This window comes from Pseudomonas sp. TAE6080, from assembly GCF_018732265.1.
Taxonomy (GTDB): domain Bacteria; phylum Pseudomonadota; class Gammaproteobacteria; order Pseudomonadales; family Pseudomonadaceae; genus Aquipseudomonas; species Aquipseudomonas brenneri.
The window spans coordinates 36,349-50,155 of sequence record NZ_JAHIDY010000020.1 but is presented as its reverse complement, the minus strand read 5'-3'; the positions used below and the strand labels follow the sequence as shown (position 1 = coordinate 50,155).

At 59.8% G+C, this 13,807-nt stretch carries 11 protein-coding genes; 5 read left to right on the top strand and 6 right to left on the bottom strand.

Annotated elements, in window-relative coordinates; translation table 11 throughout:
- Window positions 1–197: 197 nt before the first annotated feature.
- Together pcaK and pcaR are read right to left on the bottom strand one after the other, a co-directional pair.
- Window positions 198–1,544 carry a 4-hydroxybenzoate transporter PcaK gene (gene pcaK, locus KL786_RS16280; RefSeq protein ID WP_215518276.1) on the bottom strand — a complete coding sequence of 449 codons (1,347 nt, stop codon included), beginning with the start codon at window positions 1,542–1,544 and terminating at the stop codon, window positions 198–200.
- 178 nt (window positions 1,545–1,722) lie between these two features.
- The gene (gene pcaR, locus KL786_RS16275; protein ID WP_032858059.1) at window positions 1,723–2,565 is read right to left on the bottom strand and encodes a pca regulon transcriptional regulator PcaR; all 843 of its coding nucleotides are present in this window, start codon (window positions 2,563–2,565) and stop codon (window positions 1,723–1,725) included.
- A 572-nt stretch (window positions 2,566–3,137) separates the two neighbouring features.
- On the opposite strand from pcaR, the gene KL786_RS16270 reads away from it, so the two are divergent.
- Both KL786_RS16270 and KL786_RS16265 read left to right on the top strand, forming a co-directional pair.
- Window positions 3,138–3,338 carry a hypothetical protein gene (locus KL786_RS16270; RefSeq protein ID WP_029297082.1) on the top strand — a complete coding sequence of 67 codons (201 nt, stop codon included), beginning with the start codon at window positions 3,138–3,140 and terminating at the stop codon, window positions 3,336–3,338.
- A gap of 331 nt (window positions 3,339–3,669) precedes the next feature.
- Window positions 3,670–5,145: an inorganic phosphate transporter gene (locus KL786_RS16265; RefSeq protein WP_032858061.1), complete on the top strand. Its 1,476-nt coding sequence runs from the start codon at window positions 3,670–3,672 to the stop codon at window positions 5,143–5,145.
- 159 nt (window positions 5,146–5,304) lie between these two features.
- Here KL786_RS16265 and ccoM read toward each other — a convergent pair whose 3' ends face one another.
- From ccoM to KL786_RS16255, 3 genes are all read right to left on the bottom strand, one after another.
- A complete protein-coding gene (ccoM, locus tag KL786_RS29875; protein WP_029297086.1) occupies window positions 5,305–5,421 on the bottom strand; it encodes a cytochrome c oxidase subunit CcoM in 117 nt (38 codons plus the stop codon).
- 143 nt (window positions 5,422–5,564) lie between these two features.
- On the bottom strand, window positions 5,565–5,723 hold the full coding sequence (locus tag KL786_RS16260) for a hypothetical protein (protein WP_215518275.1): 159 nt from the start codon (window positions 5,721–5,723) through the stop codon (window positions 5,565–5,567).
- Between the two features lie 58 nt (window positions 5,724–5,781).
- Entirely contained in the window at window positions 5,782–6,123 is a 342-nt protein-coding gene (locus KL786_RS16255) for a hypothetical protein (protein WP_029297088.1), read from the bottom strand.
- Between the two features lie 218 nt (window positions 6,124–6,341).
- Here KL786_RS16255 and rapA point away from each other — a divergent pair, with 218 nt between their 5' ends.
- Window positions 6,342–9,188, top strand: coding sequence for an RNA polymerase-associated protein RapA (gene rapA / locus KL786_RS16250; protein ID WP_215518274.1), 2,847 nt, complete (start codon window positions 6,342–6,344; stop codon window positions 9,186–9,188).
- 168 nt (window positions 9,189–9,356) lie between these two features.
- Here rapA and KL786_RS16245 read toward each other — a convergent pair whose 3' ends face one another.
- Window positions 9,357–10,703, bottom strand: a complete 1,347-nt coding sequence (locus KL786_RS16245) for a spinster family MFS transporter (protein WP_215518273.1) — start codon at window positions 10,701–10,703, stop codon at window positions 9,357–9,359.
- Window positions 10,704–10,947: 244 nt separating this feature from the next.
- Between KL786_RS16245 and KL786_RS16240 the strand changes: the two genes are divergently transcribed.
- Complete coding sequence (locus KL786_RS16240) at window positions 10,948–11,316, top strand: YkgJ family cysteine cluster protein (protein ID WP_215518272.1); 369 nt, start codon at window positions 10,948–10,950, stop codon at window positions 11,314–11,316.
- Window positions 11,317–11,459: 143 nt separating this feature from the next.
- A complete protein-coding gene (locus KL786_RS16235; RefSeq protein ID WP_215518271.1) occupies window positions 11,460–13,685 on the top strand; it encodes a putative bifunctional diguanylate cyclase/phosphodiesterase in 2,226 nt (741 codons plus the stop codon).
- Window positions 13,686–13,807: the final 122 nt, after the last annotated feature.

The following is a 13,807-nucleotide window of genomic DNA, read 5'->3' as shown; positions in this document are numbered from 1 at the left end:
AGGTCGAAAAAGGCACTGGAGGCAGCGCCGAAGTGCTTGAAGAGTAAGCCGGGGCAATGGGCCAAACAATCCGATAATCGACTATCCGTTCGATAATCGAACAGATTGTTGCCTAGCTATCTTTCAAGACGAACACGGTCAAATGCGGGAGCGGGCTTGCCCGCTCCCACATTTTTGAACCGTGCCTGCTTTAAGTCTCAGGTGGCATCCGCATGACTAACCAGGCCTTTGATCACTACCGCGGTGGTGGCCAATGCCGCCGGAATCACCAGCGCCGTCAGCACCTGCTCGAAGTTCCAGCCCAACCCCAGCAAAGTGGCGCCCATCCACGCACCGAGGATCGCGCCAAAGCGCCCGATCCCCAGCATCCACGAGACACCTGTGGCACGCCCCTGGGTCGGGTAAAACCGCGCAGCCAACGAAGGCATCGCCGATTGCGCACCGTTGACGCACATCCCGGCAATCAACACCAGGGTCGCCAAGAGGGTGATGTTGCCCAGGCTCTGGCCCACGGCGTAGGCAAATACCCCGGCCAATAGGTAGAACGCTCCGATGACCTTGTGCGGATTGAACCGGTCCATGGCCCAGCCCACACCCACGGCACTGAGTACGCCACCGAACTGGAACAACGCGCCAATGAACGCCGCCTGCTCCATGCTGGCGCCGCTGTCGCGCATCAGGGTTGGCAGCCAACTGGTCAGCAGGTACACAATCACCAGGCCCATGAAGTACGTCAGCCACAGCAACAGGGTGCCGGCGCTGTAGGTGCCGGAGAAGATCACCGCGAACACGTTGCGCGCCTTGACGGTTTTCTGTTCCGGGACACTGAAGCTTGAGGCCTGGGCGACAATGACCGGGTCGATGGGCGCCAGGGCCTTGCGCACCTTGTCCGTGCCGCGATTGCGCACCACCAGGTAGCGCGCCGACTCCGGCAACCACAGCACCAGCACGCCGACCAGCATCAATGGCAGGATGCCGCCGATCAACAGCAGGCTGTGCCAGCCGAACATCGGAATCAGCTTGGCCGAGATAAATCCGCCACCGGCCATGCCCAGGTTGAAACCGCAGAACATGCTGGTCACCAGCAGCGACTTGTGACGCTCCGGCGTGTATTCGGACAGCAATGTCGTGGCGTTCGGCATACCGGCGCCCAGGCCCAGGCCAGTCAGAAAACGCAACACCAACAACTGATCCACGTTGGTGCTGTAGGCCGAGGCCAGGCTGAAGGCGCCGAACACCAGCACGGCGCCCACCAGCACCATCTTGCGACCAAAACGGTCGGCCAAGGGACCGGAGCCCAGGGCGCCAAACACCATGCCGATCAGCGCGGCACTCATCACCGGGCCGAGGCTGGCACGGTCGATCCCCCAATCCTGGGACAGCGCCGGCGCAATGAAGCCCATGGCCGCGGTGTCCAGCCCGTCGAGGAAGACAATCAGGAAGCACAGGATCACCACCCGCCACTGATAGCGGGACAACGGTTGTGCATTGATAAAGGACTGCACGTCCAGACACGTACCAACAGAAGGTGAAGGCTGATTCATTATTTTTATTTCCACACCGATGGGCGGGCGAACGACGGCGAGTCGTCATTATTATTGGGGCGAAACCGATGCCGCGACGGTAGGCGTCGTCGCGGTCAATGACGCTGCCGCGACATTAATGAGCCAGGGGAAACACCGTCAATTGCTCAGGCCGGGATCTGTGCGGTCACCGAACAGCTTACGCAAACAACTGGGCGCTCAGCTCCTGGCTGGCGCTCAACATGCTCGGCAGGAAACGCTGTTCCAGTTCGCTGCGGCTGACCCGGCCCGCGTGAGTGCTGACATTGAGCGCGGCCAATACCTGGCCCGACGCGTCGTACACTGGTACGGCGATGGAGCGCAGGCCCTGCTCCAACTCCTGATCGACGATGCACCAGCCCTGTTGCCGCACTTGTTGCAGACACTCCAGCAGTTCGGCGGGGGTAGTCAGGGTGCGGCTGGTCTTGGTTTGCAGCTCGGCATGATCGAGGTAGTCCTGCAACGACGCATCATCCAGGGCGGCCAGCAGGATCCGGCCCATGGACGTGCAATAGGCCGGCAGCCGTCCACCCACCGAGAGGTCCACCGAGATCAGGCGCTGGGTCGTGGCGGAACGGGCGATATAGAGGATGTCGTCGCCTTCCAGGGTCGCCATGTTGCAGGCTTCGTGCAGTTGCTCGCTCATGCGATCCAGATAGGGCTGGGCAGAAACCGCCAGGGGCGTGGAAGACAGATAGGCGTGCCCCAGGGTCAGGACCTTGGGCAGCAGGGAGTAGGTGCGCCCGTCCGTAGTGGCGTAGCCGAGCTTGATCAAGGTATGCAGGCAACGCCTGACGGCAGCGCGGGGGATTTCCGTGCGATGGCTGATCTGCGCGATGGTCAGGTGACGCTTGCGCTCCTGGAACGCCTGCACCACAGCCAACCCACGGGCCAGGGAGGTCATGAAGTCGGGGTCGCCGGTAAAAGCCTGGATACGCTTGGCCGGTGAGGCAACGATCGGCGGCGCCACTGAGGCGAAAGAGTTGCGCAATTGATCGTTCATTTCAGGTCCTTTCTCTTATTGTCGATCACCATTACAAGCCGGTCGGCAACGGATACACAAGGCAAGGCCGCCAACATTGGGCGATTATCGGACGGTCATTCGATAATCGCAATTTCCTGCTGCGGGACTGTCAGGGTGCTCGCTTAACTGAAGGGTATTAGCCGCAATGACGTTGATTGAATTAATGCCCGTTTACATTAAATCGTCATATACAGACTATTTGGCAAGTGTGGCGTCAAGTTCCCGACATTATTGGGCTGACAATACGCATAAGCAAAGTTGACGATTTTTAACTTGTTGACGATAGTCTTATTCAAATGCGCCGCTATAATGCACCGTGCGATAAAGGCGAGTGGCCGTCGAGAACGATCCATGACGCCAGCGAACCTCGTCGTTGCCTTGTCCTCGCCTTGGTCGCAATTAAGGGGGGCACAGTTCCACTGTCAGCCCATTATTGTGAAGTAAAAGAAAACTGTTGCTACGACAGCTGTTCTTACCCCGTGCTGTGACCCTGTGCAGTAAAAGTGGCATCACGCTTCACTGGAATCAACTCAACTCAATTAGGTAACAATGTGACGAAAGACGAACTGCGCGCAGAACTTGAGCGCCAGGAACAACGTTACAAGGATGTTTACGGCGGGGAAGTCACCACCTACGCCGCCCAACCAGAGCCTGAGCGCAAACCATGGCGCAAACGGGCCAGTCTGCTCGACCAGGCTTTTGCCCAGGAAATCCAAAAGATCGAAAAGGACCTCAAGGCCGAAGAGCCATAAGCTCTGTCGGACTGAGCCTTCCTGACACGTCATCGCCCTGCCAGCACCTCCTGGCAGGGGCGCCTTGGCTATGCCCGCCAATCGGCACCTTTCGCCCCATCACGAAATTTCATACAGCCGTTTCAGACCGCTCCTCCCAATTGTCGCACCCTCCATCGACACACCTATTCTTTATAAATCAATGAGTTGCCAAACCACCGAAATATCTGGTAGCCGCACCCCTCCTCCAAACTAATTCGTTGAAGAATGTTACCGGCGAGCAGCTAGTGCATAGATTACTGAGGTTTTCTGGCATAATCGCGCCCCCTTACGACCGGGTCATAAAACCTTCATGATCGATTTATTCAGCGGACTAGATGCTTGGGTTCTTGTGAGCCTGCTGCTCGCCCTCGCCTTTGTCCTCGCCTTCGAGTTCATCAATGGCTTTCATGACACCGCTAACGCGGTGGCCACAGTCATCTATACCAAAGCGATGCCGCCGCACCTGGCCGTATTCTTTTCCGGGGTGTTCAACTTCCTTGGCGTGTTGCTCGGCGGGGTAGGCGTTGCCTATGCCATCGTGCATCTGCTGCCGGTGGAGTTGCTGATCAATGTGAATACCGGCCATGGTCTGGCCATGGTGTTTTCATTATTAGCCGCCGCCATTACCTGGAACCTCGGCACCTGGTATTTCGGGATCCCGGCATCCAGCTCCCACACCCTGATCGGTTCGATCCTCGGTGTCGGCCTGGCCAATGCCTTGATCAACGACATTCCATTGGCTGACGGGGTCAATTGGCAGAAGGCGATCGATATCGGCGCCTCGCTGGTGTTCTCGCCCATGGCCGGCTTCCTGGTCGCAGCCCTGGTGTTGATTGGCCTTAAATGGTGGCGTCCACTGTCCAAGATGCACAAGACGCCGGACCAGCGCCGCAAGCTCGACGACAAGAAACACCCGCCGTTCTGGAACCGCCTGGTACTGGTGATTTCGGCGATGGCCGTGAGTTTCGTGCATGGCTCCAACGACGGTCAGAAAGGTATCGGCCTGATCATGCTGGTGCTGATTGGTATCGTGCCCGCACAGTTCGTACTCGATCTGGGCAGCACCACCTACCAGATCGAGCGCACCCGCGACGCCACCCTGCACCTCAACCAGTTCTACCAGCGCAATCACGAAACCCTCGGCGAATTCCTCGCCCTGGGCAAAAGTGTCAAAGACGACCTGCCTGGCAAGTTCCGCTGCAACCCTCAACAGACCGAGCCGACCATCAACGCCCTTCTCGGCACATTGAAGGGTGTCTCCGACTACCGTTCACTGACTTCCGACCAGCGTATTGAAGTACGTCGCTACCTGCTGTGCCTGGACGACACCGCGAAGAAAGTCGGCAAGCTGCCCGGCCTTGAAGCCCGCGAGAAGTCAGACCTGGAAAAACTGCGCAAAGACCTGACCGCCACCACCGAATACGCCCCATTCTGGGTGATCCTCGCCGTGGCCCTGGCCCTTGGCCTGGGCACCATGGTGGGTTGGAAACGTGTGGTACTGACCATCGGTGAGAAGATCGGCAAACAGGGCATGACCTATGCCCAGGGCATGTCGGCGCAAATCACCACGGCCACCATGATTGGCTTTGCCAACATCTTCGCCCTGCCGGTATCCACCACCCACGTCCTGTCTTCGGGCGTGGCGGGGACCATGGTCGCCAACAAAAGCGGCCTGCAAGGCGGTACGGTGAAAACCATCCTGATGGCTTGGGTACTGACCCTGCCGGCGACGGTGAGTCTGTCGGCCGGCTTGTTCTGGCTGGCCTCCAAGGCGCTGGGCAGTTAACAGCCCGCGCAATTGAAAAAGGCGTGACCTGCGAGGGTCGCGCCTTTTTTATGCGCCGATTTATCGGCGCCTACAGAGATCATTTCAAAATCCGGGCAAAAAAAAAGGGCGACCGAAGTCGCCCAAAATGCCTTGCGTGCTCATGTAACCCGGAAAAACCTATGGTTTTTTACGCTTGTTCGCGTCTTTCCAGATAAAAAAACCAAACCCTACAAAAAACAGCACCATGAGGCCGACAGTCAGCACCCCGGCGAAAACCACATTATCGAAAAACATGACCGGCCTCCTGCTCTTGCCCTGTTGCGATGGGGCTAAGTTAACCAAGAAGTCGGGAGGAGAAATTGACGGGGATCAATGTCGCCCGCAACGGGGCGTAAAGAAGGGGAATAACTGACCTGAATCAACAGATTCAGGGCCGTTCAGCGTTTTTTCGGTTTGTTTTTCGACTTTTTCTTACCTTTGCCCAAGGGCATGGCCTGCTCAAACGCCTGGCGCACTTCATTAAGGCGCTTGTCATTGAGGTCATGGACCCGTTTGGCCCGCTCGGCACTCAGGTCGATCAGCTTGTCATCACTCATGGCATGGCTTACGTGGTGGTTGGAATGGCTCAATAATGCGGCCTGGCCCGCTCAGGGGTCAAACCTCGACGTCCACCCACAACCCCTGGCGGGGCGCGTCCTCTATCAGCGGCGCCACAGGCACCGTGTTATCGGCGTTGAGCTCATCACCGGGAATAGCCAAGTGCTGCTCGGGATCTTCATCGGCCTCACGCCGGCGTTTTTGCTGTTCCTGCTGGCGCCGTTGTTCTTCGCGCAGCATTAAGGTCGATTGTTCGGCGTCACGGTGCTTGAGGTCGATGGTGCTTTCATTGGAACTCGGTTGCGCGGGGACCACCGGTGGAATATCGGGCTTTGGGCGCACGGGGTCGAGTTGCGATGTGACCGGCACAACACTCAAGGGCAAGATCGGTGGCAGCATAATTATGGGTCTCCTGTCAGCAGGCTGTCGGCTGCTGCGCCAACGACTTGAGGTTGGGGCTGCCAACTTGTGACCCAGTCGTCAGTCAGCCGTGCCCTGCCACCCGTCGAATCGCCCGCTTTGATCCCTGCAAGCGGAGTAGTTTTTGTCAGAGTCCTTTGGCTGGGGACCTTGTTCCGTTAGAATAGTCGGCTTTTTCACGGCGGGAGTCAGGCAGCATGGCGCAGCAGTATCAACCGGGGCAACGCTGGATTAGTGACAGCGAAGCAGAGCTGGGGTTAGGCACCGTTCTGGCACAGGACGGGCGCTTGTTGACCGTGCTCTATCCGGCCACTGGCGACACCCGCCAGTACGCGCTACGGAATGCGCCCCTCACTCGCGTGAGGTTCTCGCCGGGTGACAGCATCACCCATTTCGAAGGCTGGAAAATGACCGTGCGCGAAGTCGACGATGTCGACGGCCTGCTGGTCTACCACGGCCTCAATGGGCAGAACGAGCAGGTCACCCTGCCGGAAACCCAACTGTCGAACTTCATCCAGTTCCGCCTCGCCAGCGACCGCCTGTTCGCCGGGCAGATTGACCCGCTGGCCTGGTTCTCCTTGCGTTACCACACCCTGGAACACACCAGCCGCCAGTTGCAGTCCTCGCTCTGGGGCCTGGGTGGTGTGCGTGCGCAGCCGATTGCGCACCAATTGCACATTGCCCGTGAAGTGGCTGACCGTATCGCACCACGGGTTCTGCTGGCCGACGAAGTAGGCCTGGGCAAGACCATCGAAGCCGGCCTGGTGATCCATCGCCAGTTGCTGTCCGGGCGCGCCAATCGCGTGTTGATCCTGGTCCCGGAAAACCTGCAGCACCAATGGCTGGTGGAGATGCGCCGGCGTTTCAACCTGCAGGTTGCGTTGTTTGACGAAGAACGTTTTATCGAAAGCGATGCCAGCAACCCGTTCGAAGACACCCAGCTTGCGCTGGTGGCCCTGGAATGGCTGGTGGACGACGAAAAAGCCCAGGATGCGCTGTTCGCCGCCGGCTGGGACTTGATGGTGGTCGACGAAGCGCACCACCTGGTCTGGCACGAAGAAAAAGCCAGCGCGCAATACCAGTTGGTTGAGCAGTTGGCCGAGACCATTCCCGGCGTGCTGCTGCTGACCGCAACCCCGGAGCAACTGGGCCAGGACAGCCACTTTGCGCGCCTGCGCCTGCTGGACCCGAACCGTTTCCACGACGTCAAAGCCTTCCGCGCCGAGAGCGAAAACTATCGCCCGGTAGCCGAAGCCGTGCAGGAACTGATGGACAAGGGCCGCCTCTCGCCAGCCGCGCACAAGACCATCCTGGGGTTCCTCGGCGACGAAGGCGAAGCCCTGCTGGCCGCCGTCAACGATGGCGACACCGAAGCCAGCGCGCGCCTGGTGCGGGAACTGCTGGACCGCCACGGCACCGGCCGCGTGCTGTTCCGTAACACCCGCGCCGCGGTGCAAGGCTTCCCCGAGCGCAAGCTGCACGCCTACCCGCTGCCGTGCCCGGACGAGTACCTGGAACTACCGCTGGGCGAGCACGCCGAGTTGTACCCGGAAGTCAGCTTCCAGTCGCAGCCGGACATCGAAGAAGAAAACCGCTGGTGGCGCTTCGACCCGCGCGTCGAGTGGCTGATCGACCAGTTGAAAATGCTCAAGCGCACCAAGGTCCTGGTGATCTGTGCCCACGCGGAAACCGCCATGGACCTGGAAGACGCCCTGCGCGTGCGTTCAGGCATTCCGGCCACGGTGTTCCACGAGGGCATGAACATCCTTGAGCGTGACCGCGCCGCCGCCTACTTCGCCGATGAAGAGTTTGGCGCCCAGGTGCTGATCTGTTCGGAAATCGGCAGTGAAGGCCGCAACTTCCAGTTCGCCCACCACCTGGTGCTGTTCGATCTGCCGTCGCACCCGGACTTGCTGGAACAACGCATCGGTCGTCTGGACCGGATCGGCCAGAAGCATGTGATCGAATTGCACGTGCCGTACCTGGAAACCAGCCCGCAAGAGCGGCTGTTCCAGTGGTACCACGAAGCGCTGAACGCCTTCCTTAATACCTGCCCGACCGGCAACGCCTTGCAGCACCAGTTCGGCCCGCGCCTGCTGCCGCTGTTGGAAAACGCCGACGACGGCGAATGGCAAGGCCTGATCGACCAAGCCCGCGCCGAGCGCGAGCGCCTGGAAGCCGAGTTGCACACCGGCCGCGACCGCCTGCTGGAGCTCAACTCCGGCGGCGCTGGCGAAGGTGATGCGCTGGTCGAAGACATCCTGGAGCAAGACGATCAGTTCACCCTGCCGATCTATATGGAAACCCTGTTCGACGCCTTCGGCATCGACAGCGAAGACCATTCGGAAAACGCGCTGATCCTCAAGCCCAGCGAAAAAATGCTCGATGCCAGCTTCCCCCTCGGCGACGACGAAGGCGTGACCATCACTTACGACCGCAACCAGGCGCTGTCTCGCGAAGACATGCAGTTCATCACCTGGGAACACCCGATGGTCCAGGGTGGCATGGATCTGGTGCTGTCCGGCTCCATGGGCAACACCGCCGTGGCGCTGATCAAGAACAAGGCGCTCAAGCCAGGCACCGTATTGCTCGAACTGCTCTACGTCAGTGAAGTCGTGGCGCCGCGCTCGCTGCAACTGGGCCGCTACCTGCCACCGGCAGCCTTGCGCTGCCTGCTGGATGCCAACGGCAATGACTTGTCGGGCCGTGTGTCGTTCACCACCCTGAACGATCAGTTGGAAAGCGTGCCACGGGCCAGCGCCAACAAGTTCGTACAGGCCCAGCGTGATCAGCTGACGCCACGGATCAACGCCGGCGAAGAGAAAATCGCCCCGCGCCACGCCGAGCGTGTGGCCGAGGCGCAACGTCGCCTGGCGGCAGACACCGACGAAGAGCTGGCACGCCTGACCGCCCTGCAAGCGGTCAACCCGACCGTGCGCGACAGCGAACTGGTTGCCCTGCGCCAACAACGCGAGCAAGGCCTGGCCATGCTCGACAAGGCGGCGCTGCGGTTGGAAGCGATTCGGGTGTTGGTCGCGGGCTGATCCGCGCACTGCCCTGTTGAACAAGAAGGCCCGCGCAATGCGGGCCTTTTTTATGGGGCCTTGAGGGCCTCATCGCAGGCAAGCCAGCTCCCACAGTTGACCGGTGTTCCAGTTGGCAACTCGGTCAACTGTGGGAGCTGGCTTGCCTGCGATGGCATCACCTCGATCTCAAGCAGGAACCGCCGGACCCGGCACCTCCACCACCCCCAACCCATCCTTCATCCGCTTGGCATCGCGCACAAAACACCGCGAAGCCTGAAACAGAAACAGCATGGTCAGGAACAGCGCCACCGGAATCAGGTACATGGCGTCATGCAAACCCACGGCCTTGAACGCTTCGGTCATTTGTTCGGCACCCGCCGCGTACATCGCCGCATGGGCAAAGTGATCGGACAACGCACCCACCACCACTGGCCCCATACCGCCACCCAGCAGATACAGGCCGGCAAAGAACAGCGCCATGGCCGTAGCCCGCAGGCGGGGTTCCACCACGTCCTGAATCGCCGTGTACACACAGGTATAGAAGTTATAGGCAAACAGCCAGCCCACACTGAATACCGCGACAAACACCCCAATCTCGATACGCCCCGCGTGCAGGGCCCAGGCGGTGCAGACCGTGGAAATAATCAGGCTGAACGCGGCAAACAGCAGCCGGCCGTTGGGGATACGCTGGTGAATCTTGTCGGCCACCAGCCCGCCCAGGGTCAGGCCAAACAAGCCGGTCACACCAACAATCACCCCGGTTGCCACCGCAGCTTCTTGCAGCGGCATCAGGAAGTAGCGTTGCAGCATCGGCACCAGGAACGAGTTGCAGGCATAGGTAGCAAAGTTGAAGCACAACCCGGCAAGCACCAGCCACAGGAAGGTCGGCACTGCCAACACGCGCCGGATCGGCCGATCGACTTTCTCCTGGGAGACTTGCACGGTCTCGGCGGCGCCGCGCTTGGGCTCCTTGATGTAGAACATGAACACCGCGAGGATCAGCCCCGGGATGGCCGCGATAAAGAACGGTGCACGCCAGCTGTCGAACGCCTGGACCATCGCGCCGATGGTGAAGAACGCCAGCAACAGGCCCAAGGGCAGGCCCAGCATGAAAATCCCCATGGCCCGGGCGCGGCGGTGTGCCGGAAACAGGTCGCCGATCAGCGAGTTGGCGGCGGGTGCATAACTGGCTTCGCCAATGCCGATGCCCATGCGCACCAGCAGGAAAGTCCAGAAACTGCCAACCATGCCGTTGACCGCCGTCAGCGCACTCCAGCTCGCCAGGCCCCAGCCCATCAGTTTGCTGCGCGAGCCAGTATCGGCCAGGCGCCCCAGGGGCAAGCCGGCAATGGCATAGACGATGGTGAACGCGGTACCGATGATGCCGAGCTGGAAGTCACTGAGGTGCCATTCCATGCGGATCGGTTCGATGATGATCGCCGGGATCGTGCGATCAAAGAAGTTGAACAGGTTGGCCAGGAACAGCAGGAACAGAATGCGCCAGGCATTCGCCGCTTGGGTCGAGTTCTGCATGGGTCCGTCTCTTTATTGTTATAGAGGCTCGATGCCGACGCATCCTGCCCGGAACCTGCAATCTAGTCAGGCGCGGCCCAGTTGTCTGTAATGATTCGTAAAGCTGATAGGGCGTAATTTCATCAGCAACAACAGCGTTTCGACCGACAAAAAAATAAGCACTGGCCCCCCTTCCCAAGCGCCTTGGCAGGAATAGAATAGCGAGCCTTCCGCAGTTCCCCCTTCCCTCTATTGATGACGTGCCATGTCCGATGCCAGTCCGTGTCTGAGTTGCGGTGCCTGCTGTTCATACTTTCGCGTGTCTTTCTTTTGGGGCGAATGCGCTTCATCAGGTGGCACCGTGCCCGATGACCTCGTAGTACAGATCAACCCCAGTCGGGTGGCGATGATCGGCACCGACCAAAAACCTGCCCGTTGTTGCAGCCTGATTGGCGAAGTGGGCAACGGCACACGCTGTTCGATCTACGAACAGCGCTCCAGCGTGTGCCGGGACTTCGAGTCGTCGTGGAGCCAGGGTGAGGTGAACGTCGATTGCGACGCCGCACGCGCCGCATTTGGCCTGGCGCCACTGGAGCAGCCGCCTTACGAATTCGAGCTGCCCATCAGCGCTTAGTACTGTTGGCTATGGGCGGCATGCCAAAATCGTAGCAATCAAAATGCCATTACTGCTTGCGATTCCGTTGAGCCTTCTATACTCGATTCCATAGGTCATCGCCGCGCGCAGTGACACGAGATGACTCTGTAACGGGACATGCTATGGAATGGCTGGGTCTGCATTTTTTTACCCCCCTTCCTGAGAGCGGGCAGCTAATACTCAATTGCACCCATAACCCTTTTCTGGTGCTACTGGCGTACCTGGTCGCCTGCGCAGCAGGCTTCGGCACCCTGGACATGGCCGAGCGTGTCAGCCACGTTGACAACCTGACCGCACAGCGCCGCTGGCGCTGGATCGGCGCCGGCTGCCTGGCCGGCGGGATCTGGTCGACTCACTTCATCAGCATGCTGGCGTTCCAGGCACCCATCGCCATCCATTACGAACTGTTCATGACCTTTGCGTCATTGCTGATCGCAATGATCGCGGCGTTGTTTGCCATGCAAACCCTCAGTCATGCCCAACTGCGCTTTCATCGGTACCTGGTGGCGTCCATCTGGATGGGCCTGGGCATCGCCCTGATGCATTACGTGGGCATGTCCGCCATGCGCTCCGAGGCCCAGGTGTATTTTTCCAGCGGGCTGTTTGGGTTGTCGGTGGCGATCGCCATCGGGGCCAGCCTGGCGGCCTTGCTGCTGTCCAGTTACCTGCGCAGTGGCAGCGGCATGTTCCACCAACTGCTCAAGTACGGGGCCAGCCTGGTGCTCGGTGCCGGCATTCTCAGCATGCACTTCACCGGCATGGCCGCCATGCAATTGCTGGTGCCCAATGGGGCCGTGCCCTCATTGCCAGTCGACAACAACCCGACGCAACTGGGCCTGTCGGTGGCCGTCATCACGTTGCTGGTGATCGGCAGCAGCATCAGCGCGGCCCTCGCAGACAAGAAGTTGCAGCACAAGGAGCGTGACCTGCGTCGGGTCAATGCCTTGCTGAGCGAGCTGGACCAGGCGCGCGCGTCCTTGCAGCAAGTCGCTCATTACGATGCCTTGACCAGCCTGCTCAATCGCCGGGGCTTCAACCAGATCTTCGCCGAAAAACTCGTGGAGAAAACCCAGACCGGGGGCATGCTCGCGGTCATCTTCCTCGACATCGACCACTTCAAACGGATCAACGACAGCCTGGGCCACGACGCCGGCGATGAGCTACTCAAAGTCCTGGCCGGCCATATCAAGAGTTCGGTACGTAGCCACAATGATGTCGTGGCCCGGTTCGGCGGCGATGAGTTCTGCATCCTGATCAACATCCATCATCGCGACGAAGCGCGGCACATGGCCCAGCGCATCATGCAGAAAATGAAAGAGCCAATCGAACTGGCCGGCCGGCGCATGGTGATGACCACCAGCATCGGCATCAGCGTGTTTCCCGAGGACGGAACCACCTGCGAGGAACTGCTGAAAACCGCCGACCTGGCGCTTTATCAGTCCAAGGATGGCGGGCGCAACAGCCTGAACTTCTTCAGTTCCAACCTGAAAACCCGAGCCTTTCTTGAACTGCAGCTGGAAGAGGAACTGCGCAATGCACTGCGCAACCAAAAGGAACTGGTCCTGCACTACCAGCCGATCCTGGACCTGCGCAAAGGCAAGGTCACACGACTCGAAGCGCTGGTGCGCTGGCAACACCCGCAACATGGGCTGCTGGCCCCCGAGCGGTTTATCGGCATTGCCGAAAACAACGGCCTGATCGCCGAACTGGACAACTGGGTGCTACGCCAAGCCTGTGCCGACCTGGGCTGGCTGACGGACCAAGGCCATCCGGACCTGATCATGGCCGTCAACTGCTCGGCCCTGAACCTGTCCCGCGACGAACTGGCCGATGAAATCGAATACGCCTTGCGCAGCAGTGGCATCGCCGCCAGTCGCCTGGAACTGGAAGTGACCGAAAACGCCTTGATGGGCAACATCAGCAGCACCCTGATCCTGCTGCGACAAATCCGCGCGCTGGGTGTTGCACTGTCCATCGACGACTTCGGCACCGGCTACTCCTCCCTCTCCTACCTCAAGCGCCTGCCCCTCAACACGCTGAAGATCGACCGTTCGTTTATCCAGGACATTCCCAAATCCACCACCGATATGGAGATTGTCCAGGCGATCATCGGCATGGCCCACACCCTGCACCTGCAAGTCATCACCGAGGGGGTGGAAACCCCGCAACAACTGGAGCTGTTGATCAAACATGGCTGCGATTACGTGCAGGGCTACCTGCTCAGTGCCGCGGTGCCGGCCAGTGAAATCAGCGCGGTGATCATGGCGCTTGACCAGCACAACCCGCTGACACCGTTAAGCCTGGTAGGCGGCAAAGACACATCAGCGGTTGTGCGCCCCATCCGCTGAAGTGCAGAGCACTTGGCAAATAGCCATCATTTTGATTAAAGAACGCCGACGAACGGCCGATTCATGAGAGTCCAGCGTCGCTTTTCCCTAGAAACAATAAGGTTAAGACCGCTCGCTGAGGC

What these genes read in the sequence shown, in the direction of transcription:
- pcaK (WP_215518276.1), bottom strand. Translation starts at nt 1,544, where the DNA reads ATGAATCAGCCTTCACCTTCTGTTGGTACGTGTCTGGACGTGCAGTCC.
- pcaR (WP_032858059.1), bottom strand. Translation starts at nt 2,565, where the DNA reads ATGAACGATCAATTGCGCAACTCTTTCGCCTCAGTGGCGCCGCCGATC.
- KL786_RS16265 (WP_032858061.1), top strand. Translation starts at nt 3,670, where the DNA reads ATGATCGATTTATTCAGCGGACTAGATGCTTGGGTTCTTGTGAGCCTG.
- ccoM (WP_029297086.1), bottom strand. Translation starts at nt 5,421, where the DNA reads ATGTTTTTCGATAATGTGGTTTTCGCCGGGGTGCTGACTGTCGGCCTC.
- KL786_RS16260 (WP_215518275.1), bottom strand. Translation starts at nt 5,723, where the DNA reads ATGAGTGATGACAAGCTGATCGACCTGAGTGCCGAGCGGGCCAAACGG.
- KL786_RS16255 (WP_029297088.1), bottom strand. Translation starts at nt 6,123, where the DNA reads ATGCTGCCACCGATCTTGCCCTTGAGTGTTGTGCCGGTCACATCGCAA.
- rapA (WP_215518274.1), top strand. Translation starts at nt 6,342, where the DNA reads ATGGCGCAGCAGTATCAACCGGGGCAACGCTGGATTAGTGACAGCGAA.
- KL786_RS16245 (WP_215518273.1), bottom strand. Translation starts at nt 10,703, where the DNA reads ATGCAGAACTCGACCCAAGCGGCGAATGCCTGGCGCATTCTGTTCCTG.
- KL786_RS16240 (WP_215518272.1), top strand. Translation starts at nt 10,948, where the DNA reads ATGTCCGATGCCAGTCCGTGTCTGAGTTGCGGTGCCTGCTGTTCATAC.
- KL786_RS16235 (WP_215518271.1), top strand. Translation starts at nt 11,460, where the DNA reads ATGGAATGGCTGGGTCTGCATTTTTTTACCCCCCTTCCTGAGAGCGGG.